The organism is Kribbella sp. NPDC056345, assembly GCF_042262745.1.
In the GTDB taxonomy this organism is placed as follows: domain Bacteria; phylum Actinomycetota; class Actinomycetes; order Propionibacteriales; family Kribbellaceae; genus Kribbella.
Genome location: NZ_JBHJQQ010000005.1, coordinates 41,455 through 63,911, shown reverse-complemented (window position 1 = coordinate 63,911; position 22,457 = coordinate 41,455). Strand labels below are relative to the sequence as shown.

At 68.9% G+C, this 22,457-nt stretch carries 17 protein-coding genes; 11 read left to right on the top strand and 6 right to left on the bottom strand.

The features are described from left to right. Positions 1 to 24: 24 nt before the first annotated feature. The gene (gene tkt, locus ACFCV3_RS19065; RefSeq protein ID WP_376031462.1) at positions 25 to 2,193 is read right to left on the bottom strand and encodes a transketolase; all 2,169 of its coding nucleotides are present in this window, start codon (positions 2,191 to 2,193) and stop codon (positions 25 to 27) included. A 276-nt stretch (positions 2,194 to 2,469) separates the two neighbouring features. On the opposite strand from tkt, the gene ACFCV3_RS19060 reads away from it, so the two are divergent. Both ACFCV3_RS19060 and ACFCV3_RS19055 read left to right on the top strand, forming a co-directional pair. Then, positions 2,470 to 3,399: a heme o synthase gene (locus ACFCV3_RS19060; protein ID WP_376032425.1), complete on the top strand. Its 930-nt coding sequence runs from the start codon at positions 2,470 to 2,472 to the stop codon at positions 3,397 to 3,399. 716 nt (positions 3,400 to 4,115) lie between these two features. Beyond that, positions 4,116 to 5,165 (top strand): ScyD/ScyE family protein, encoded by a 1,050-nt coding sequence (locus ACFCV3_RS19055; protein ID WP_376031460.1) that lies wholly within the window; start codon positions 4,116 to 4,118, stop codon positions 5,163 to 5,165. On the opposite strand, the gene ACFCV3_RS19050 is transcribed toward ACFCV3_RS19055, so the two are convergent. The 3 genes from ACFCV3_RS19050 to ACFCV3_RS19040 are packed head-to-tail and all read right to left on the bottom strand — an operon-like array spanning position 5,158 to position 7,614. Then, entirely contained in the window at positions 5,158 to 6,084 is a 927-nt protein-coding gene (locus ACFCV3_RS19050) for a heme A synthase (RefSeq protein ID WP_376032423.1), read from the bottom strand. The two genes, ACFCV3_RS19055 and ACFCV3_RS19050, sit on opposite strands and share 8 nt — an antisense overlap. Positions 6,085 to 6,103: 19 nt before the next feature. Next, positions 6,104 to 6,892: an ABC transporter permease gene (locus tag ACFCV3_RS19045; RefSeq protein WP_132414634.1), complete on the bottom strand. Its 789-nt coding sequence runs from the start codon at positions 6,890 to 6,892 to the stop codon at positions 6,104 to 6,106. Further along, a complete protein-coding gene (locus ACFCV3_RS19040; protein WP_376031458.1) occupies positions 6,889 to 7,614 on the bottom strand; it encodes an ABC transporter ATP-binding protein in 726 nt (241 codons plus the stop codon). Before ACFCV3_RS19040 ends, ACFCV3_RS19045 begins: the two co-directional genes overlap by 4 nt. Before the next feature lie 139 nt (positions 7,615 to 7,753). Here ACFCV3_RS19040 and ACFCV3_RS19035 point away from each other — a divergent pair, with 139 nt between their 5' ends. Genes ACFCV3_RS19035 through ACFCV3_RS18995 form a run of 9 tightly spaced genes read left to right on the top strand, consistent with a single transcriptional unit; the run spans position 7,754 to position 14,951 of the window. After that, a complete protein-coding gene (locus ACFCV3_RS19035) occupies positions 7,754 to 8,482 on the top strand; it encodes a helix-turn-helix transcriptional regulator (protein ID WP_376031456.1) in 729 nt (242 codons plus the stop codon). Continuing rightward, a complete protein-coding gene (gene sufB, locus ACFCV3_RS19030) occupies positions 8,479 to 9,891 on the top strand; it encodes a Fe-S cluster assembly protein SufB (protein WP_376031454.1) in 1,413 nt (470 codons plus the stop codon). The genes ACFCV3_RS19035 and sufB overlap by 4 nt, the downstream gene beginning before the upstream one ends. Further along, positions 9,888 to 11,090 carry a Fe-S cluster assembly protein SufD gene (gene sufD / locus ACFCV3_RS19025; RefSeq protein ID WP_376032421.1) on the top strand — a complete coding sequence of 401 codons (1,203 nt, stop codon included), beginning with the start codon at positions 9,888 to 9,890 and terminating at the stop codon, positions 11,088 to 11,090. Before sufB ends, sufD begins: the two co-directional genes overlap by 4 nt. After that, entirely contained in the window at positions 11,087 to 11,425 is a 339-nt protein-coding gene (locus tag ACFCV3_RS19020; protein WP_132414638.1) for a non-heme iron oxygenase ferredoxin subunit, read from the top strand. The genes sufD and ACFCV3_RS19020 overlap by 4 nt, the downstream gene beginning before the upstream one ends. Positions 11,426 to 11,452: 27 nt before the next feature. After that, positions 11,453 to 12,214: a Fe-S cluster assembly ATPase SufC gene (sufC, locus tag ACFCV3_RS19015; RefSeq protein WP_376031452.1), complete on the top strand. Its 762-nt coding sequence runs from the start codon at positions 11,453 to 11,455 to the stop codon at positions 12,212 to 12,214. Next, complete coding sequence (locus ACFCV3_RS19010; protein WP_376031450.1) at positions 12,211 to 13,467, top strand: cysteine desulfurase; 1,257 nt, start codon at positions 12,211 to 12,213, stop codon at positions 13,465 to 13,467. The genes sufC and ACFCV3_RS19010 overlap by 4 nt, the downstream gene beginning before the upstream one ends. A 2-nt stretch (positions 13,468 to 13,469) precedes the next feature. Further along, the gene (gene sufU, locus ACFCV3_RS19005; protein WP_376031448.1) at positions 13,470 to 13,928 is read left to right on the top strand and encodes a Fe-S cluster assembly sulfur transfer protein SufU; all 459 of its coding nucleotides are present in this window, start codon (positions 13,470 to 13,472) and stop codon (positions 13,926 to 13,928) included. Continuing rightward, complete coding sequence (locus ACFCV3_RS19000) at positions 13,921 to 14,319, top strand: metal-sulfur cluster assembly factor (protein WP_376031446.1); 399 nt, start codon at positions 13,921 to 13,923, stop codon at positions 14,317 to 14,319. The genes sufU and ACFCV3_RS19000 overlap by 8 nt, the downstream gene beginning before the upstream one ends. Beyond that, entirely contained in the window at positions 14,316 to 14,951 is a 636-nt protein-coding gene (locus ACFCV3_RS18995; RefSeq protein ID WP_376031444.1) for an acVLRF1 family peptidyl-tRNA hydrolase, read from the top strand. Before ACFCV3_RS19000 ends, ACFCV3_RS18995 begins: the two co-directional genes overlap by 4 nt. Here ACFCV3_RS18995 and ACFCV3_RS18990 read toward each other — a convergent pair. Together ACFCV3_RS18990 and ACFCV3_RS18985 are read right to left on the bottom strand one after the other, a co-directional pair. Beyond that, positions 14,927 to 15,493 carry a hypothetical protein gene (locus ACFCV3_RS18990; RefSeq protein ID WP_376031442.1) on the bottom strand — a complete coding sequence of 189 codons (567 nt, stop codon included), beginning with the start codon at positions 15,491 to 15,493 and terminating at the stop codon, positions 14,927 to 14,929. The genes ACFCV3_RS18995 and ACFCV3_RS18990 overlap by 25 nt on opposite strands. Before the next feature lie 46 nt (positions 15,494 to 15,539). Continuing rightward, on the bottom strand, positions 15,540 to 22,442 hold the full coding sequence (locus ACFCV3_RS18985) for a hypothetical protein (protein ID WP_376031440.1): 6,903 nt from the start codon (positions 22,440 to 22,442) through the stop codon (positions 15,540 to 15,542). Positions 22,443 to 22,457: the final 15 nt, after the last annotated feature.

Here is a 22,457-nt window from a genome sequence, read left to right as displayed (position 1 = left end):
CGGAATCTTCTGTTGTGAGGTTGATCAGGCGGCGTCGGCCGGGCCGACCGGACCGGACGACGCACGCTTCGGCGGTACGCCGGGACCGGAGATACCGGCTGCCGTGGCGATGCTGTCCTTGGCCGCCTGGACGACAGCCTCGGTCGTGATGCCGAACTCGTCGTACAGGGTCTGGTAGGCGGCGGACGCGCCGTAGTGCTCGATGCTGACGCTGCGGCCGGCGTCGCCGACGATGGCGTGCCAGCTCTGCGCGATCCCGGCCTCGACCGAGACGCGGGCCCGGACGTCGGCCGGGATGACGCTCTCGCGGTACGCGTCGTCCTGCTCGTCGAACCACTCGCGCGACACCATCGACACGACCCGGGCGTTGATGCCCTCCTCGGCCAGCTTGGCGCGGGCCTCGACGGCGATCTGCAGCTCCGAACCGGTGCCGATCAGTACGACGTCCGGCGTGCCGTCGGTGTCGAGCAGCGTGTAGGCACCCTTCTTGACGTTCTCCGTGGTGGCGTAGCCGTCGGTGCCACGCGGGAAGGTCGGCACGTTCTGCCGGGTCAGCGCGAGGGCCGCCGGGCGGTCGGTGTGCTCGAGGATGGTCGCCCATGCGGCGGCCGTCTCGTTGGCGTCACCGGGGCGGACGACGTCCAGGCCCGGGATCGCGCGCAGTGCCGACAGGTGCTCGATCGGCTGGTGCGTCGGGCCGTCCTCGCCGAGGCCGATCGAGTCGTGCGTCCAGACATAGGTGACCGGCAGCTTCATCAACGCGGCCAGCCGGACGGACGGACGCATGTAGTCGGAGAAGACCAGGAACGTGCCGCCGTACGGACGGGTGCCGCCGTGCTGGGCGATGCCGTTCAGGATCGCGCCCATGCCGTGCTCACGGATGCCGAAGTGCAGGACGCGGCCGTACTCGTCGCCCTGGAAGGCTTCGGTCGAGTGCACCGCGGGGATGAACGACGGCTGACCCTTCGGGGTCGTGTTGTTCGAACCGGCCAGGTCGGCTGAGCCGCCCCACAGCTCCGGGAGCTCCGGTGCGAGCTTGGTCAGGACCTCGCCGGACGCGGCGCGGGTCGCGACGCCCTTGGCGTCGGCGTCCCAGCTCGGCAGGGCGTCCTTCCAGCCGGCCGGCAGCTCCCGCCGGCTCAGCCGGTCGAACAGCTGGAACTGCTCCGCGGAGGCAGCCTTCCACTTCTCGAACTCGGCGTTCCAGGCGTCCTGGAGGGCCTGGCCGCGCTCGATCGCCTGGCGGGTGTGCGCGATGACGTCGTCGGCGACCTGGAAGCTCTGCTCCGGGTCCCAGCCGAGGATCTCCTTCGTGGCCGCGACCTCCTCGGCGCCGAGGGCGTTGCCGTGCACCTTGCCGGTGCCCTTCTTGGTCGCCGACGGCCAGCCGATGATCGTGCGCAGCCGGATGAAGCTCGGCTTGTCCGTGACCGCGTTGCCGGCCTCGATCGCGTCGTACAGGGCCTGGACGTCTTCGTCGTAGCCGGTGCCGCCGTTGGTCCAGTCGACCGTGCGGACGTCCCAGCCGTACGCCGCGTAGCGGGCCGCGACATCCTCGGAGAACGCGATGTTGGTGTCGTCCTCGATGGAGATCTCGTTGTCGTCCCAGATCACCGTCAGGTTGCCCAGCTGCTGGTGACCGGCCAGCGATGACGCCTCGGACGAGACGCCCTCCTCCAGGTCACCGTCGGAGGCGATCACGTAGATGTGGTGGTCGAACAGGCTCTCGCCCTTGGCGCTCTCGCGGTCGAACAGGCCGCGCTCACGGCGGGCCGCCATCGCCATCCCGACCGCGTTGCCGACACCCTGACCGAGCGGGCCGGTGGTGGTCTCGACGCCGGGGGTGTGCCGGTACTCCGGGTGGCCCGGGGTCTTGCTGCCCCAGGTGCGCAGCGCCTTCAGGTCGTCGAGCTCCAGGCCGAAACCGGCCAGGTAGAGCTGGATGTAGAGGGTCAGGCTGGAGTGCCCGGCCGACAGTACGAAGCGGTCGCGTCCGGCCCAGTGCGGGTCCGCGGGGTTGTGCCGCATCACCTTCTGGAACAGCAGGTAGGCCGCCGGCGCCAGGCTCATCGCCGTACCGGGGTGGCCGTTGCCGACCTTCTCCACGGCGTCCATCGCGAGGACCCGCACGGTGTCGACCGCGCGCTTGTCGAGCTCGGTCCATTCAAGCTTGGGGCTGGTCTTCTCCGTCACGCCGGCGGCGCTCCTCTCGATGGCTGTGAACAACTGTGCTGGTGCTCGGTCAGGAGCCTACTCGCCAGCACGTTTCAGGCGTCTCACAGATCAGCAACCCGGACGTGAACGTCGTTGTTCCCCGACTCACCCAGGGGGGTGGTCGGGCCCTCCTACGGGGCGTCGTAGACTGTCGAACCGTCAGCGCCGGTACCCCGGCGTCAACCTTCTGAGTTCGAGGTGTTCGTGACGGCCGTCGACCCGCGTCCAGCCGCGACGACGTCGTACCCGACGCCGCTGCCGGATCCATCCAGTGTGGCCAATTCTGGTGTGGTCAGTCCGTCGGTGCGCGACGTGGTGAAGGCGTATGTCGGTCTGACCAAGCCACGCATCATCGAGCTGCTGCTGATCACCACGGTGCCGGTGATGTTCCTGGCCGCCGGGGGAGTCCCGGGGCTCGGCGTCGTCGCCGCCACCCTGGTCGGCGGCATCCTCGCCTCCGGCAGCGCGAACACGATCAACTGCGTGCTCGACCGCGACATCGACGAGCAGATGCGCCGCACCCGCCGCCGCCCGCTGCCCCGGCACGCGGTCAGCCCGCGCTCGGCGACCATCTTCGGCGTCGTCCTCGGCGTGCTCGCCACGCTGGAGCTCGGCTTCTTCGTGAACTGGCTCTCGTCGATTCTCGCCCTGGTGGCGAACCTGTTCTACGTCTTCGGCTACACGATGCTCCTGAAGCGCCGGACCGTGCAGAACATCGTCTGGGGCGGTATCGCCGGCTGTTTCCCGACCCTGATCGGCTGGACCGCGGTCACCAACTCGCTGGCGTGGACCCCGATCGTCCTGTTCGGCGTCGTCTTCTTCTGGACGCCCCCGCACACCTGGTCCCTGGCCATGCGCTACCGCGAGGACTACGCCTCGGTCGACGTACCGATGCTCCCCGTCGTCGCCACCCCGGTCCAGACCGCCCGCCAGATCATGGCCTACTCCGTCGTGATGGTGATCACCTCGATCGCCCTCTGGCCCGTCGCCGACACCGGAGTCGTCTACCCCGTCGCCGCCGTCATCCTCGGCGTCGTCTTCCTCCGCGAGGCCCGCAACCTCCTCCGCCGAGCCCACACCGGCGCCGACGGCGCCGCCCTGCGCCCCATGCGCCTCTTCCACTTCTCCAACATCTACCTGGCCCTCCTCTTCATCGCCGCCGCCATCGACCCCCTCCTCCGCTAACGCCACCGCCTCCGGCGTAAAAGGACACCGCCTCCGGCGGCAACAGTTCTATGGCGCCTCCGGCGCGCGGCTCACCAGCCCTCGTTGATCAGGCTCCTGGCGCCACCCGTCCCCTCAACCACGTGTCAGCTAGCCGCGGTGCACGCGACGCAGGAGCGGGCTGGAGCGGCGGCTGCTTGCGAAGAAACGTTCGCCCCGAACTGCTCTCGAGGGGGAAGCGGCGGCAGCCGCGGCGGCGGGGTGGGTGGACGGAGTGAGGGACGACCGGTAGGACAGGAGGTAGTTGCTGTCCGGGGCTCCGGTCAGGTGTGGGTGAGCGTGAGGCGATCGGGTTTGCGGCGGTACCTCCTGTTCTTACGGTCGTGGGTGACTTCGGGGCGTAACGCGGAGTAACACTGCTGACAACTGGGGGCGATAGCGTCCGGCGCGTGTGCTTCCTACCTCGCCGACGGGTGCGGCTGTGGTTCGGTCCGCATGTGATTGCGGACTACATCGGAGACCCGGCTGCCGCTGACCGCCATGAAGCTGCCATGCGCCGCCGCTTCCCCGGCGTAGAGATCACCAACGAGCCCCTGCAGGCGTGCTCGGAGCGAGGGGTGAGGGGCACAGAGTTATGCCCTTGTGGGCCTTGACCCCTGGGATGTGTGGTGTTGCGATGTTGAGGTCTGTGGAGGGGCTCCGCGTCTGGGGAGACACAGATTTCAGGGGGTATGGCTGTGGGGGTACGAACACGGATAGCTGCGATTGCGGCGCTCGCGTTGACCGGGTCGATGCTGGTGGCGGGGCAGGCTGAGGCGGGCGGCGTACTGAGGCCTGTGGCAACCAATCTGAACGGTCCACGGGGTGTGGCGACGTATGGGCACAAGGTGATCTACAGCGTCACGGATGGTTCGGTCTACGCGACCGATGGTCACAAGCGGTGGAAGCTGGGGCAGGTGCCCGGTGGGTTCCCGCCGGCGATCGACACCAACGCCTGGGGTACGACGTACGCGCTGACCGGCGCGGGAGCACCGGGTCAGCCGATCCCGCCAGGCGGCGCGACCCTCTACCGGTTGCGGCCGGGGAAGGCTCCGGTCGTGGTGGCGGATATCGCGAAGTACCAGGCCAAGGACCCGGATCCGTACAACCTGGCCGATCCGCCGACCGAGACGAACCCGTACGGCGTCGCCGCGTTGAAGGATGGGACCGTGCTGGTGGCGGATGCTGCGGGCAACGATCTGCTGCGGGTCTGGCCGAACGGGAAGGTCAAGACCGTCGCCCGGCTGAAGCCGCGGGTTGTGAAGGTGCCAGCGGGACTGGGGCCGCAGTCCGGTACCAGGATCCCGAGTGAGGCCGTCGCGACCTCGGTCACCGTGGGCTCGGACGGTTACTGGTACGTCGGTGAGCTGCGCGGATTCCCGGCCACCAAGGGGACCTCGCAGATCTGGCGGATCAAGCCTGGCTCGGTCAACGCGGTGTGTGACCCGGTGAAGCCGTGGAAGGGCAACTGCAAGCGGCACGCCGACGGGTACACGTCGATCGTGGATCTGGCCGGCGGACCGCACGGCAAGCTGGCCGTGGTGCAGCTGGCGCGGGACAGCTGGCTGAAGTTCGAGATGGGTGGTTCGCCGATCGGCTCGCTGATCGTCCAGGACAAGTGGGGCCACCGGAAGGAACTTGCCCGCGGCAAGCTCAACCTGCCGGGCGGCGTCGCCTACAACCGCTGGGGCGCACTCTTCGTGTCATCCCCGATCTTCGGCCCAGGAGCCGTCTACCGGGTCAGGTAGCCGGTGTACCGCGTTCGCCGTACACAGCTGTGACGAGCGCGATCAGCAGCGCCGCGAAGAACATGTGAATGAGGACGAGCACCCAGGGCAGGTGGGTGAAGTACTGCGTGAAACCCACCACGCCCTGGAGTAGCTCGGCGGCCAGCAGCCAGGACGCGAGTTTGCGGAGGGTGCGCGAGGTTGCGGTGACCCGGGTGGCGATCACCAGGGCGATCGTGATGCCGAGCAGGCCGAAGACCACGTCGGCGTGCAGTTGGCTGATCAGCTCCTCGTCGAAGCCGTTCCGGCCGGTGTCCGGGTCGCCTGAGTGCGGCCCGGCGCCGGTGACGAGGGTGCCGACGGCAACGGCCAGCCAGACGGCCACCACCGAAGCCGTGGCCAGCGCTCGGACGACCGGGGGAGTGTGGGGGTAGGGGCTGGTTCGGGAGCGGCGCATCATCGACACGGTCAGCGTGATGATGATCGGCGAGACCAGGAAGTGCGCGGAGACGATCCACGGGTTGAGGCCGGTGAGGACGCTCACACCGCCGATGACGGCCTGCAGCGGTACGCCGAGCGCCGCCGCGGTCGCCAGCCTGCGCAGGTCCCGCCGGATCGGCCGGTACCGCATCACGGCCAGCCAGGTGCCGATCGCAACGATCGCCACCACGAACCCGAGCATCCGGTTGCCGAACTCGATCGCCCCGTGCATCCCGAGCTCGGCATGCGGCACGTACGACGAGTCCGTGCACGACGGCCAGGTCGGGCAGCCGAGCCCGGATCCGGTCAACCGGACGAGACCGCCGGTGACCACGATGCCGATGTTGACGATCACCGAGGCCCAGCCCCAGCGCCGGACCGCGTCCAGGCTCGGCTCGGGCACCAGGCGCCAGAACCGGCCGACTGGTTCAGTCTGTTGGGGCGGAAGTTCGGTCGTCATCACCGGCACACTCTAAAGGTCAGTCCCATCGGAAGGTTCGGGAGACCAGGTAGCCCAGGACTCCGGCCCACAACGCCAGCGACAGTGCGGCCGCCCAGGGGATGATCCCCTCGACCGTCGAGTTCGACAGGCCGCTCGCCAGCGCCGCACTCGGCAGCAGCCGGACCACGCCCTGCATGGCCTCCGGGTACTCGTCGACCGGCGTCATCACCGCGCCACCGGCCAGCAGCAACAGATACAGCAGGTTCGCGGCCGCCAGCGTCGCCTCAGCCCGCAGCACACCGGCCATCAACAGACCGAGCGATGCGAACGCCGCCGTACCGCACAGGACAGTCAGTACGACGCCAACCACCGCGGTAGCGCCACCGACCGGCTTCCAGCCGAGGGCGAACCCGGTCCCGATCAGTACGGCGAATTGGATCACCTGCACGATCAGTACTGCGCCGATCTTCCCGGCGAGCAGTCCCCCGCGCGACAGGGGAGACGCCCCGAGCCGCTTGATCACGCCGTACCGGCGTTCGAAACCGGTCGCGATCGCCAGCGAGGTGAACGACGACGACAGCACCGCGAGTGCAAGAACCCGCGGTACGGCGTCGTCGATCGGCCGGCCTTCGCCGAGCGGCAGGCGGTTGCCCAGCCCGGTCGCACCCAGCAGGAGCAGCAGTCCGAGCGGGATGACGAGCGCGAGCAGCAGCTGCTCGCCGTTGCGGATCAGCAGCCGGAATTCCATCCGGGTGTGAGCCAGCACCTTGTGCCGCCAGGGCGCACTGCCCGGCTGTGGCGCGTAGGTGGCGGTCTCGGTGCTCATCTCTTCTCCCGTGCGGGCGGCGCGGTGAGCGCCAGGTAGACGTCCTCCAGCGACTTGGTGCCGTGCTCTGTCAGCGTGTCCGGAGTGCCGGAGGCGATCAGCTTCCCGGCCGCCATCACATGCACCTGGTCGGACAACTGCTCGGCCTCGTCCATCGCATGCGTGGTCAGTACGACGGTCACCCCGTCATCCCGCAGGTCGCGGATCAGCTGCCAGATCTCGCGGCGCCCATGCGGGTCGAGCCCCGTGGTCGGTTCGTCCAGGAACGCGATCTCCGGCCGCCCCACGATCGCCAGCGCCAGCGACAGCCGCTGCTTCTGGCCACCTGACAACCGTCGGTACGGCGTCCGTCCGCAGGTCCCGAGGTCGAGCCGGTCGACGAGGGTGTCGAGGTCGAGCGGATGCGAGTGCAGCGTCGCGACGTACTTCAGCATCTCGAGCGCGCGGACCCCGGACCAGGCGCCGCCGTCCTGCAGCATCACGCCGATCCGCGGCATCAATTCGTCGTGGTCGGCGATCGGGTCCAGCCCGAGCACCCGGACGCGGCCGGAATCCGGCCGCCGGAACCCCTCACAGCTCTCCACGGTCGTGGTCTTGCCCGCCCCGTTGGGGCCGAGCACAGACGTGACTGTGCCGCCGGTTACGGTGAGACTGAGACCGTCGACCGCGGCCTTCTCGCCGTACCGCACGACGAGGTTGTCGATCTCCACCGCGACTGGCACAAACCGCAGCATAGAGAACAGGTGAACGTGACCTCGCTCACGCCCTGCCCTTTGGTCCAGCGTGAGTGCGCGGAGAAGGCGTGAACCGGTTAGGGCAGCCTTATTTGAAGGGCACCCCGAATTACGCGACACTGATGTTGTGAAAACTTCCGCGACATCCGGAGCGGCGCCTGCCGGTACCGGCAGTGCGCGGGACGAGTCCACCCGGGACCGGGTGGCTCGGTCCATTCTGACCAACGGCCCGTCCAGCGCCGCGGTGCTCGCTGAGCGCCTGGAGCTGACGCCTGCCGCCGTCCGGCGGCACCTCGACCACCTGCTCGAGGAGGGGCTGGTCGAGTCCCGCGAGGAGCGCGTCTACGGTCCCCGTGGCCGCGGGCGCCCTGCGAAGGTCTTCGTGCTGACCGACTCCGGCCGGCATGCGTTCCACCAGGCGTACGACGACCTGGCGGCCACCGCGCTGCACTTCATCGCGGAGGCCGGCGGGGACGAGGCGGTGGCGGAGTTCGCGCGCCGCCGCGCTGTCGAGGTGGGACAGCGGTACCGGGAGCTGGTCGACGCGGCTCCGGAGAGTGACAAGGCGGAGGCGCTGGCCCAGGCGCTGACGGCGGACGGCTATGCCGCGTCCACCGCGGAGCGGGGTCAGGGCGCTCAGCTCTGCCAGCACCATTGCCCGGTCGCGCACGTGGCCGAGCAGTTCCCCCAGCTGTGTGAGGCCGAGACCGAGGTGTTCGCCACCTTGCTCGGCCGGCACGTCCAGCGGCTGGCCACCATCGCCCACGGCGACGGTGTCTGTACGACGCACATCCCGGGGCCGACCAGCCCCGTTTCCTCTGTATCCGACGGCGAATCTGCGAGGACTGCACGATGACGCAAACCGCTCACCCCGAACTGGAAGGCCTCGGCAACTACCAGTACGGCTGGTCCGACTCCGACGCCGCCGGCGCGGTGGCCCAGCGCGGCATCAATGCCGACGTGGTGCGTGGCATCTCGGCGCTGAAGAGTGAACCCGAGTGGATGCTCGACCTGCGGCTGAAGGGCCTGAAGCTCTTCGACCGCAAGCCGATGCCGTCGTGGGGTGCCGACCTGTCCGGGATCGACTTCGACAACATCAAGTACTTCGTCCGGTCGACCGAGAAGCAGGCGACCAGCTGGGAAGAGCTGCCCGAGGACATCAAGAACACCTACGACAAGCTCGGGATCCCGGAGGCGGAGAAGCAGCGCCTGGTCGCCGGTGTCGCCGCGCAGTACGAGTCCGAGGTCGTCTACCACCAGATCCGTGAGGACCTGGAGGAGCAGGGTGTCATCTTCGTCGACACCGACACCGGCCTGAAGGAGTACCCGGAGCTGTTCCAGGAGTACTTCGGCTCCGTGATCCCGGTCGGCGACAACAAGTTCGCCGCGCTGAACACGTCGGTCTGGTCCGGCGGCTCGTTCATCTACGTGCCCAAGGGCGTCAAGGTGGACATCCCGCTGCAGGCCTACTTCCGGATCAACACCGAGAACATGGGTCAGTTCGAGCGGACGCTGATCATCGTCGACGAGGACGCCTACGTGCACTACGTCGAGGGCTGCACCGCGCCGATCTACAAGTCGGACTCGCTGCACTCCGCGGTGGTCGAGATCATCGTGAAGAAGGGCGCCCGCTGCCGCTACACGACGATCCAGAACTGGTCGAACAACGTCTACAACCTGGTCACCAAGCGCGCCACCTGTGAGGCCGGCGCGACGATGGAGTGGATCGACGGCAACATCGGTTCCAAGGTGACGATGAAGTACCCGGCCGTCTACCTGATGGGTGAGCACGCCAAGGGCGAGACCCTGTCGGTCGCGTTCGCGGGCGAGGGCCAGCACCAGGACGCCGGTTCGAAGATGGTGCACAACGCGCCGTACACGTCGAGCTCGATCGTGTCGAAGTCCGTGGCCCGCGGTGGCGGCCGGACGTCGTACCGCGGTCTGGTCGAGGTGGCGCCGGGTTCGCACCACAGCAAGTCCACGGTGCGCTGTGACGCGCTGCTGGTCGACACCATCAGCCGTTCCGACACCTACCCGTACGTCGACGTCCGCGAGGACGACGTGGCGATGGGGCACGAGGCGACCGTCTCCAAGGTCAGCGACGACCAGCTCTTCTACCTGATGAGCCGGGGGATGGCCGAGGACGAGGCGATGGCGATGATCGTCCGCGGCTTCATCGAGCCGATCGCCCGCGAGCTCCCGATGGAGTACGCGCTGGAACTCAACCGGCTCATCGAGCTGCAGATGGAAGGGGCCGTCGGCTGATGTCGACCGAAACTCTGGTTGCCACTGGCAACAAGGCGCACTCGCACGGGCCGGGCTCCCCGGTCCCGCTGCAGGCCAGGAGCGAGCGGCCGACGTCGTACGACGTCGATGTCTTTCCGGTGCCGAACGGGCGCGAGGAAGAGTGGCGCTTCACGCCGATCAAGGCGCTGAAGTCGCTGTTCGAGGACAGCGAAGGCACCGAGACGCCGAAGGTCGAGGCGTTCGGCCCCGAGCGGGTCGAGATCGAGACCGTCGTCGCCGACGCGCTCAAGGTCCTCACCCCGCAGGACCGGCCGTCCGCGATCGCCTGGAAGCAGTCCCCGTCGGCCCTGGCCGTGCGGATCCCGAACGAGGCCGAGCTGACCGAGCCGGTGCACGTGAACGTGGCCAGCCTCGGCGGCCGTGGGTACACGCACCTGATCATCGAGGCCGGCCGGCACAGCCGCGGCCTGGTGATCATCGATCACACCGGTGCCGGTGAGCTGGCCAGCAACGTCGAGATCAAGGTCGGCGACGGCGCCGAGCTGCGCGTCGTGAGCATCCAGCAGGGTGACCACGAGTCGCTGCACCTGGCCCAGCACGACTCGCTGGTCGGCCGCGACGCCAAGCTGAAGCACGTCGTCGTGACGCTGGGCGGCAAGGTCGTCCGGATCAACGCCAACGTCCGGTACGCCGGTCCTGGTGGCGACGCCGAATTCCTCGGGGTGTACTTCGCCGAGGGAGGCCAGCACCACGAGCACCGCCTGTTCGTCGACCACGAGGCCACGAACTGCAAGAGCAACGTGCTCTACAAGGGTGCGCTGGCCGGTGACCACGCCCGTTCGGTCTGGATCGGCGACGTACTGATCCGCGCCGCGGCCGAGGGCACCGACACCTTCGAGCTGAACCGCAACCTGGTCCTGACCGAAGGCGCCCGCGCCGACTCGGTGCCGAACCTGGAGATCGAGACCGGCGAGATCGAGGGCGCGGGACACGCGTCGGCGACCGGCCGGTTCGACGACGAGCAGCTGTTCTACCTGCAGGCGCGCGGTATCCCTGAGGACGCCGCCCGCCGGCTGGTCGTGTCCGGCTTCTTCAACGACATCATCGGCAAGATCGGTGTCCCCGAGGTCGTCGAGCACCTGCACGAGGTGATCGAAACCAAGCTGGCCCGCACTGCCGAGCTGAGCGCGTCTGCAAAGGCAGCCCTCGGCCAGTGAGCGACAGTTTTGAGCGCGCCTGCGCCGCCACCGACGTACCGGACGAGGGAGTCGTCTCGGTGGAGATCGGTGGCGTCGAGGTCGCGGTCGTGAAGAGCGAAGGACAGTACTTCGCGGTGCGGGACGAGTGTTCGCACGCGCAGATCCAGCTGTCCGAGGGTGACGTCGGTGGGTGCGAGATCGAGTGCTGGTTGCACGGGTCCCGCTTCGACCTGCGCACCGGCGAGCCGACCAGCCTGCCGGCCTACGACCCGGTCCCGGTGTATCCGGTCCGCCTCGACGGCGACGACGTACTCGTCGACGTGAAGAACCCTCTCAACCAGCCAGCCCTGTAAACACCAGACGGAGATAGAAGAAACCTCATGGCGACACTCGAGATCCGCGACCTGCACGTGTCGGTCGACACCGAGAACGGCCCGAAGGAGATCCTGCGCGGCGTCGACCTGACCATCGCCGGTGGTCAGACGCACGCGATCATGGGCCCGAACGGTTCCGGCAAGTCCACGCTGGCGTACTCGATCGCCGGTCACCCGAAGTACAACGTCACCAGCGGCACCGTGACGCTGGACGGCGAGGACGTGCTGGACATGGCCGTCGACGAGCGCGCCCGGGCCGGCCTGTTCCTGGCCATGCAGTACCCGGTCGAGGTCCCCGGTGTGTCGGTGTCGAACTTCCTGCGCACCGCCAAGACCGCCATCGACGGCGAGGCCCCGAAGCTGCGGACCTGGGTCAAGGACGTCAACAAGGCGCTGTCCGACCTGGACATGGACTCCGACTTCGGCAACCGCAACGTGAACGAGGGCTTCTCCGGTGGTGAGAAGAAGCGCCACGAGATCGTCCAGCTGGAGCTGCTCGACCCGAAGATCGCGATCCTCGACGAGACCGACTCCGGCCTCGACATCGACGCGCTGAAGATCGTCTCCACCGGTGTCAACCGGTTCGCCGAGAAGGGCGACAAGGGCGTTCTGCTGATCACCCACTACACCCGGATCCTGCGCTACATCAAGCCGGACTTCGTGCACGTCTTCGTCGACGGCAAGGTCGCCGAAGAGGGCGGCGCCGAGCTGGCCGACGAGCTCGAGGCGAACGGCTACGAGCGCTTCCTGAAGGCAGCCGCCAAGTGACCGACGCCCGGACGTTCAGCAGTCCCCTGGACCTGCAATCGGTCCGGGCGGACTTCCCCATCCTGAGCCGTGAGCTCGCGGGTGGATTCCCCTTGGTCTACCTGGACTCGGCGAACTCTTCGCAGAAGCCGACCCAGGTGGTCCAGGCGATCTCGGATCACTACCTGAAGCACAACGCCAACGTTGCCCGCGCCATGCACCAGCTCGGCGCGGAGGCGACCGCGGCGTACGAGGGTGGTCGCGACAAGGTGGCGGCGTTCATCGGCGCCACCAACCGGGACGAGATCGTCTTCACCAAGAACGCCTCCGAGGCGCTCAACCTGGCCGCGCACTCACTCGGCGCGTCGCTGCAGCCGGGCGATGTCGTGGTGATCTCCGAGATGGAGCACCACAGCAACATCGTCCCGTGGCAGCTGCTGTGTGAGCGGACCGGCGCGACGCTGAAGTGGTTCGGCGTCACCGACGAGGGCCGGCTCGACCTGTCGAACATCGACGAGCTGTTCACCGAGCGGACCAAGATCGTCTCACTGACCTGGGTCTCGAACGCGCTCGGCACGATCAACCCGATCACGGAGATCGCGACCAAGGCGCACACGGTCGGCGCGACCGTGGTCGTCGACGCCTCCCAGGCGGTTCCGCAGTTCCCGGTCGACGTCTCCACGCTCGGCGTGGACATCCTCGTCTTCACCGGGCACAAGGCGGTCGGCCCGACCGGGATCGGCGTGCTCTGGGGCCGGTACGATCTGCTCGCCGAGCTGCCGCCGTTCCTCGGTGGTGGCGAGATGATCGAGGTCGTCCGGATGACGGGGTCGACGTACGCGCCGCCGCCGGCCCGGTTCGAAGCCGGTACGCCGCCGATCGCGCAGGCGGTCGGTCTCGGCGCGGCCCTGGACTACCTGTCCGGGATCGGGATGGACAAGATCGCGGCGCACGAGCACGCGATCGTGGAGTACGCGCTCGAGGGCCTGAAGACGGTGCCGGGGCTGAAGCTTCTCGGTCCGACGGATGCTGTTGATCACGGTGGCGCGATCAGCTTCGAGCTGGACGGCGTGCACCCGCACGACGTGTCGACCGTGCTGGACACGCGGGGCATCGCCGTACGGGCTGGTCACCACTGTGCGCGTCCGGTGCACGAGCGGTTCGGAATGCAATCGTCGACCAGAGCGTCTTTCTACCTGTACACGACTCCCGGGGAGGTCGACGCACTCGTCGACGGACTCGGATTCGTCCGTAGCTTCTTCAAGGTGGACTGATAATGCAGCTCGACAGTCTCTACCAGGAGATCATCCTGGATCACTACCGCAGCCCGCACCACGCCGGGCTCGCGGACCCGTACGACGTGGAGGTGCACCACGTGAACCCGTCCTGCGGGGACGAGGTCACGCTCCGCGTCGAGCTCGACGGTGACATCGTGAAGGCGGTCACCCACCACAGCGTCGGCTGCTCGATCAGTCAGGCGGCGACGTCGGTGATGTCGGACCTGGTGATCGGCAAGCCGGTCACCGAGGGGATGGCGACGTACGAGAAGTTCCTCGAGCTGATGCAGAGCCGTGGGAACATCGAGCCCGACGAAGAAGTTCTGGAGGACGGCGTCGCCTTCGCGGGGGTCGCGCAGTTCCCTGCCCGCGTCAAGTGTGCGCTGCTGGGCTGGTCCGCCTGGCGCGACGCCACCGCCCAGGCGCTGGCTGCCAACCAAGGAGTGAAGAATGCCTGACCAGACCGACGAGAAGATCGAGCTGCCCGAGGTCGACCTCGAAGCAGCCGCGGCGGCCCAGGCGGCCGGTCCCGGCACGACTCCGCCGCCGGTCGAGGACGTCACCGAGGCCCTCAAGGACGTCGTCGACCCCGAGCTCGGCATCAACGTCGTCGACCTCGGCCTGATCTACGGCGTCACCGTCGACGACACCTCCACCGCGATCATCGACATGACCCTGACGTCCGCGGCCTGCCCGCTCACCGACGTGATCGAGGACCAGACCCGGATGGCCCTCGAAGGCCTGGTCAACGACTTCCGCATCAACTGGGTCTGGATGCCCCCGTGGGGCCCGGAGAAGATCACCGACGACGGCCGCGACCAGCTCCGCGCCCTCGGCTTCAACGTGTGACCAGAGTCGTTTCAGTCGCACCGGAGCGCCTGGACAGGTGGCTGAGCGGCTTCGGTGAACGCCACGGCGACGCCTCGTTCGACGCAGCACCGCATCAGGTGACGGTGACTGCGTCGGACGGGGCGGTCGCCGTGGTGAATGTGCCCTTCCAGCCTCTCGTGGACTTGAGCCGCGAGGGGCTGGTTTCGCATGTGCTGGGTGAGCACCGGCTCGGGCTCTTGCTGGTACGGCGGGGTGGGTATGGCGCGGGGGTTTTCGTGGGACCGCGGCTGGTGGACTCGAAGGTCGGGTCACGTCATGTGCAGGGGACGACGAAGGCTGGTGGGTGGTCGCAGCAGCGGTTCGCCCGGCGGCGGGACAACCAGGCGCGGGAGGCGTTCGCGGCGGCCACGGAGGTCGCCGTACGGATCCTGGCCGGGGCTCGGCTGGATGCGCTCGTGTGTGGGGGAGACCGGCGGGCGATCGAGACCGTGCTGGAGGATCCGCGGCTGAAGGAGATCGCGAGGCTCGTGCGGCCGCCGTTTCTCGGGGTGGCGGATCCGAAGCAGAAGGTGCTGGAGGCCGCGGGTGTGGACGCGCGCGCGATCCGGATCGAGCTGACCGAACCTCAGGACGACGACGGGCCGTCGTAGAGCGCGCGGAAGTCCGACAGCGTGCCCTCGTAGTACTGCAGGTCGTCGAAGAGCTTGGCGCGGTGGACCAGCTGCGGGCTCTCGGCCAGCGCCTGTCGCCCGAACTCGGACCAGATCGCTGACTCCGGCACCTCGTCCGCGTCCTCGGGGAGGAACTTCAACGCCTCCCGTACGGCGTAAGCGGCGTACTCCCAGTTGAGCTCGACGACCGAGCGGTCCTGGCCGGGCTGACCGGTGTACGCCATGTCGGCGGTCAGCGCGCGCCGAGCGAACGTCGCCGCCAGCACGGCCCACTGAGCTGCGTCGATCAGCGTGGAGACGCCGAGCCCGAACGGCACGCCGACCTTGCGGGAAGCGTCCTCACTCGCGTACGGGATCTCGATGTCGCCGGATGGCGATGCGTAGGTCCAGGCGGTCTCGCCCTCGGTGACGTTGACACCGGGCTGCAGATCCGCCGGCGGCACCGCCGGAGCGGACATGTCGGCGGCGGTCTGGACGCTGGTGTAGACCTGCGCCTCGATGAAGGTCCTGGCAGTCAGCATCAGTTCCCGCGCTCCTGTTCACTAGATCGCCTGCACCCTACCGTCATCAAGGTCCCGAGATCGCCGGTCCCTGACCGGTCGGCGACATCGCCCGGCCGGTCGTCACGGCAGGTGCCGGCTGCGGAGGAGGCGGTGCCACACCCGGGTTGAACTGCTGGGCCGTCGAGCCGTAGTCGAGACCCTTCAGCATGCTGGCCGGTACGCCGTTCTGGACCAGCGCGTCGGCGGCCTTCGTGGCGAAGTCGTCGTTCGGGCCCATCGTGTTGTACAGCTCGCGAAGGTCGACCCGCCCCTGGGCCATCAAGGCGATCCGGCCGTCCAGGCTGCCGAGTGCCGCGCCGAAGCCGCCGTCGGCCACGCCCTCCAGCCGTGCGGTGCCATCGCCCGGGTTGTACACCGCGAGATAGAGCTGCTCGTGGTCGTCCCGGTCGCGCAGCGACACCACGAGTGTCTGCCGCTCTTGCTGTGCCTGGGCCAGCGCCGCCACCAGCGGCCGGTACGGTTCGTGCACTTCGTTGCCAGCAGCATCGATAACCGTCTCGGAGGCTTCGATGTCGGGCCGTCCGACGCCGTCCGGTGTGACAGTCAGTCGGGTATCGGCAAGTGCGGCGTCGACCGTCACTCCGGTCTCCATCGCCTGCAGGGCGGCGAGGTACTCGTGCTTGAGCATCTTGACGTAGAACTGACCGCGCGCAGCGTCCGGAATCGCCTTGGTCCGCTTGGTTTCCGGTGTCCCGCGCCCGTTGTCGCGCACCTGCTCGATGCCGACGTCGTAGCTCACCGGGATCCGGACCGTGACGACCTCGCCCTCCTCGAACTTGCTGGTCTCCAGCCGGCTGCCATAGGCGGTAGAGCTCTGTTCCTTGACCTGCTCACCGACCGAGCCGCCGACCGAGACCGGGCCACCCTCCGCGCCCGCGGTCACCGTGCCAGGGCCGACATGGCTCCCTGAGCTGCCCGAGCGGGCGGAGGTCTCGCGCCGCGACACCGCGCCGGTCTGGGCGTCACCGATCGGGCCCTCAACCAGCTCGAGACCGGTCATCCGCGCCTTGATCGTGGTGCTGATCGTGGTCCGGCCGTTGCCGCGAGCAACCATCGGCGGCAGCCGCAGTCCGCCGTCACTGATCAGCTCGTGGAAGTACGCCTTCATCGCCGTGGCCTTGAGGTGCCCCTCCAGTGCGCCGCGATGCTCGGCGAACCCGGCTGGCCCGAGCACTCGGGGCTCACTCAGTTCCGCGCTCAGGACGTCGTACAGCTGGTTGGTCCGTGAGTCGCCCAGGCCGTACGGCTGCGTGCTCTCGGGGACGGCGCTCTCCGTGACCCGGATCGGCCGGTGCTCGGTGTGGTCCGCCAGTTGCGGACGGGTCCCGGGCTCGCGGAGTAGCTCCTTCGGGACCAGCAGAGTGAGCTCGGCCTGCAGTTGTCGCGGGGTCGCCGCGAGAGAGAGCTCGTCCGGTGTAGTCCGGTCCAGCTTCCAGCGCGCACTCGTCAGCGCGGCCGCGCCGGCGCCCTGGATCCGGGTCACCTTGGAGGTGTAGACGATCGAGCGCTTCACCTCGGCCATGTCGAAGTGTCCGCTTCGATTCACGATCGTGTTCGTCGTGTTGCTGCCGGCCTCCTTCGACCCGACGCGCGCGACTTTGGCGCCCACGTTGCCCGAATCACCGGCCGCGGCATTTCCGCCGAGCTCCGCGGAGTACGTCGTACTGTGGCCGACCGACCGATCCTGCCCGTGATAGCCGTACCCCTGGTCGAGCCCGATCGCCTCGACACCGGGGATCTCCGGCGTGCCGTCGACGGTGTACTCGCCGAGCATCTCCGCGGTGATCTGGACCTCGTACAGATCCGGCCGCTGCTGTCCCTCGATCGGTACCTCGATCGTCGCGACGAAGCCACGTGCACCGAGCATGTTCTCGAGCTCACCCTGATGGGCGTCCGCGGCCAGGTTGACCCGCAGCGCGGGCGCCAGCAACTTGCTCTCGGTCAGCACACCCGGCGCGATCTCCTCGAACTGCGGCCGGACGAGCTCGAAGAGGTCCACCGGTTCGCCGTCCTGCCCGAGGATCGTGAGCGAGTCGATCTGAGCGGATGCAAGGCTCTCCCGGTACGACGGCCCTGGGTCGACCGCGCGTCGCTGAGCAGCCAGCTTCTCGGTGGCGAGGAGTTGCTCGTCGACCGTCGCCGTCTGGCTGGGTGCCGAGGTGCCGGCGTTCTCGAACACCTTCGCGGCCAGCTGCTCGGAATCGTGCTCGGCGGCCAGGCCGGTGGTGGCGCCGGCCCGTTCGAGCTCGTAGCGGCGGCGGAACCCGATGGCGACCTGCGGATCCATCGTGACGCGGTCATGCAGGTAGCGCTCGGCGACATCGGCCACGACCGGCAGCGGCAGGTCGAGCTGATTCTTCGCGTAGAGCGCGAGGGCACGCCGCTCGGCCATCGCCTTCTGGGCGAGCGCGTCGTCGAGCTGGACAGTCTGGATGACGGCGCCGGTGGAGTCGACGATGTCCGCTTCGAGCTCGTAGCGCTCCAGGAACTCGTAATGCGTTCCGGTGTTGACCAGCAGCCACTCCTGCCCGGTCGCCCGGCTCACAGTCGTGGACTGCGACGACCCGGCGTTCCGGCCGATGGAGCCCGAGCCGGCCACCGACGACGCATCGGCATCGGTCTGACCGCCGCCGCCCTCGGCACCTGCGCCGCCGGAGGTCGACGTACCGGAGGTGAAGGAGGCGTCGGTCAGGGTGAGGTTGATGTTCGCGGTGTTCTGCTGGGTGACCGCCAGGAAGGCCTGGCTGACCGCGCGGCCGCGCAGGACGACCTTGTACTGCTGGGAGAGGACGCTGCGGTCCGCGATCGCCTGAGCCGGGTTCGGCGGTGGTGGGGTGATCACCATCGGGACCTCGAAGTCGCCGTTCATCCAGTCCGGGTGCGCGACGAGGCTGTCCGAGGAGAAGGCGGCGTCCAGTAGCGCGATGGTGCTCGCGTCGTCCCGGGCGGCCGCCTCGGCCTCGCTCTCCGAGGAGAAGGCGTGCAGTTGCGCGACGGCGCTGAAGGCCTCGACCTGGCTGAAGATCTGATAGGCCGGGTCCGCCGCATCGACGGCCACCGTGATTCCGTCGCGGACCGCCGCAGCCGTCGGCGCCTTCGGGTTCGGCTCGATGACCGGCGCCTCGGCGCGCGTCAGGGACTGCTCGTAGAACAGGTCGACCGTGCCGGGGACATCGGCGATCGGCGTCTCCAGGCCGCGGCCGGTGCGCTCCGCGAACGTGATCCGGATGCCCTGCCGGATCTGGTCGAGCGGCTCGGTGCTCTCGGCGAGCGTGACGCGGTTGACCCGGCGGCCCGAAGTCGTGGTGACGCTGCGGCCAACTGCGTTCCGGTTGAGCTTGATCCCGAACTTGCCCGCCAGCCCGCTCAGGCCCTTGTCGGGGCCGTCGCTGACCGTTGCACCGGCGGACAGCGGCAGGGAGGTCGATCGCGTCGTACTGCGACTGGTCGCGTCGGAGGTGATGCCGAGCCGGACCACAATCCGCGCAGGCGTCGTACCGCGCCCGTTCTGGTCGTCGAAGTCCTGCTCCACGCCGAGGCGGAAGTGGCGGTAGTGCGGTGTCCGTCCGGTGCGCTGATCGACCAGGGTGACCGGCAGACCGTCTTGGCAGGCTTGGTTGATCCCGGCCTGGATGCGGTGCTGGGTGATGTTCTGGATCACCCGGTCGTAGTTCGCGAGCTGTCCGGCGCGCCGCAACGGATCCTTCGACAGTGCGTCCATCCGCGGCTGGAAGTCTGCGTCGAGTGGTGGCACCAGGTCCATCTCGCTCAGCTTTGTCAGGGCCTTTTGCCGAGCCTCGTCGGCGCCCTGCAGGTCCTCCGCGAGTGCCTTGCCCGGGCCACGCAGCTGGTTCGGCCCGGCACCTAGCCAGGGCGGCACGGTCTGCGGTCCGGTTGGCGGTTCGGCGTCGCCGCGCAGCAGGACCCGGCCGTCTTGGTCGAACCGCAGGCTGCCGTCGTCCTCCCGCCGTACGGCGTCGGCGGCGGCCGGTCCACCCGCACGGAGCAGGTCGTTCTCGGTGATCCGGAGTCGTGCCTTGCAAGTGTCCTCGACCACGATCGGCGCGGCCTTGCGGTCGGCGATCTTGCGCAGCGTGGCCCGGACCTTGAAATCGACCACCACGCCCTGCGTCGGGCCGCGATCCCGATGAACCACCGGAGTGATGGCGGTGCTGCTGACGTTCTGGCCGCCGGAGCGGCTGACGCTGCGGCCGGCCGAAGCGGTCGGCACGGTCAACGCCGTGGCGCCGACAGTGCCGGTCAGCGAGGTGCCGTAGGTCTCGGCGGCGTTGATGCCGGAGAAGTCGACTTCGACGCCCTCCTTACCCACCTCGGTGCTGGGCTCGCCGCTGAGCGTCGCAGTACTCCACACCGGCTCGATCTCGATGGTCAGCTCGTACTCCGGCCGTCCGTCGATCGAGATCGGCCGCGTGAGCCCACCGGGCTTGGTGAACTCGTGCAGCAGCCTGCTGGTGTCACGGGTGACCATCAGGTTCAGGTGGTCGTAGGCGACCCGGTCGAGCGCGCCCTCGCGGTCCCGCAGCTGCCTGGTCAAGCGGTCGCTGATGTCCTGTACGCCGTTGATCCGGGTCACGGTGTGCGGCGGGAACTCCGGACTGCACTCGTTGCCCCGGCCCAGCTGCTCCAGCGTCACCGTCGCAGTGGGCGCCTGGACGGTGTAGGCGCTGGGAATCCAGGTGAGGTGCTCACCGGCGTCGACGGTCTCGACCGGCGACCAGTCCGCGGTGGGGGAGCTGCGGTACTCGATCAGCCACTTGCACTGCGACCGGTACAGCAGCGACTCGCCGTGGGCGTCGTCGACCTCGCCGTCCTGCTCATGCGTCGACAGACCGGACCCCTGCGTGAAGGACTGCCCGCGGTTCACGTCGGCGCGGGGTGCGGCGACCTGGCTCGCGGTGTGCATCGCGCTGCCGGGAGGCGCCATCGCCATGATCGGCTGCAGATTCACGCCGAACGACGTACTGCTGGAGCGGGTGCTCGCCGTACCGATGCCTTGCCCGCCGGCGCCGATCCAGCCGTTCATCTGCTGGGCCAGGTCGTGGTCGCGGTCGACGATCTCGCTGAGGTCGGTCCGCTCCATCCGCAGCCGGACCTGACCGACCTGCTTGACGTCTTCAGTGGGGCCGCCGCCGACCGGGATCACCAGGCCGTCCTCCGACATCAGCAGCCGGTACTCAGCGGTCGGGATCGGCCGGGGAGCAGTCGCGTCGATGCCGTGCTTGCCGCCGCGAGCCTTGATGATCCGGTTGATGTCGCCGACCGGGGCGAGGAGTGCCGCACCCGTCGGTACGCCGGTCTCCAGCAGCTCCGGAGCCGGTAGGGCTCGCGCGCTGGCGGCTTCGTAGATCTCGACGCGGTCGGTCGCTTCGTCGGCGAGTGCGGTCAGCTGCGCCTCGGGCGAGCCGGCGTCGATCGCGGTCAACAGATCGCGGTAGCCGGTCAGCGCGTGGGCAGCGTCGTCGGCGACCTGCTGGTACCCCGTCGCGAGCTGGGTGTGCCGGCCTGCTTTGTTGCTCGCGGCAACGGACTGGACCCGGAACACGCGGGCTCGCTCGGCGGCGCCGAGATCCCGCAGCCCCAGCTCGGTCACAGCCTTGCCTTCGAGATCGGCCGCTTCGACGGTGGCCGCCACTGCCGAAGCAACCTTGGTGTCGGCCTGCAGCGTGAAGCCGGCGACGGCCGTCTCCAACTCGTCGATCTGCCGGACGACCTGCTCACGCAGGGCCGCGGGGGAGTTCGGGGTTGCCGATTCGGTCAGCAGCCGCTCGGCCGCGCGGCCGAGCTCGATCGCCTCCGGGACCGACCGCGCGTCGGGTGACCAGGGCAGCTCGGGCAGTGCACCGCCGCGGCGCTTGATCGCACCGGCCAGACCTTCGAGCTCGGTGCGGATCTCAGCCTTGCTCCGGCTGCCGTTCGGATCCCGCCACTCCTTGGCGAGCAGTTGGTACGTCGCATAGTCCGCACGGGTCCGGATATCGCGCTGCTCGACGCCGAAGCGGGCGCGCAGTCGGCCGAACATCCCCTTGGGCTCGGGAGTGGCGAGTTGCTGGGTCAGCTGGCTGATCTGGTGCGTCCAGACCTGGGCGAGCTGCCCGTCGGCGACGGTGGGCGAGATCCGCAGTACGTGCGGGTCTTCCGCCGTACCGGCTGCCAGACGGCCTTGGGCGAGCAGCGTGCCGACAGTCCGGTCGACCTCGACGCGGACGTACTGCGAGCCTGCGATCACCGCGAGTCCCGGGCCGGCGACTGCTGGTGCATCGGGCAGCTGGCCGAGCGCAGCCAGGGCGGAGTCGGCAGTCAGGGCAGGTGCGTCGGCTGGGCGACCGGGGGTGCCGATCGCCCGGGTCAGCATGCGCCGCGGATGGAGGCGGCGCTGCGGCGGTGTCACCGGGGCCGCGGTGCCGAGGCTGCGTGCGGCCTGGCTGATCGTGGCGGCACCGGAGACGGCCGCAGTCAGCGAAGGCGGCCGGGTGGCACCGGGAAGCGCGGCCAGCCGGGTAGCGGCTTCGGGGGAGGTCTGGGCGGCACTGCGCAGGGCGACCCGGAGCATGGCGCGGGCCTCGTCGTGCCGCGATTGGTCCAATCCGGGCACCGTGAGCAGCCGGTCGAGCGCAGCGGCGGCACCGAGGCCGGGATCCTCGTCACGGTTGCGGGCGCGCTCGGCGCCGAGCAGGGCGACCGCCTCGGCCAGCATCCGGTCGTCGTGCACCTTGTCCGTGGCCCGGCGGGCGAGGTACGCCTGCAGGTCGGAGGTGACCCGCGCGGGCAGGACGTCGTACCGGCTGGTCAGCCAGACGCTGCCGTCGCGGAGCGGGACAGCAGTGGGCCAGGCGATCCCCAATGCAGTGGCAATCGCTGTCCGGGCACGGCTCTGCGGGTCGGGCACCACACCTCCGAAGGG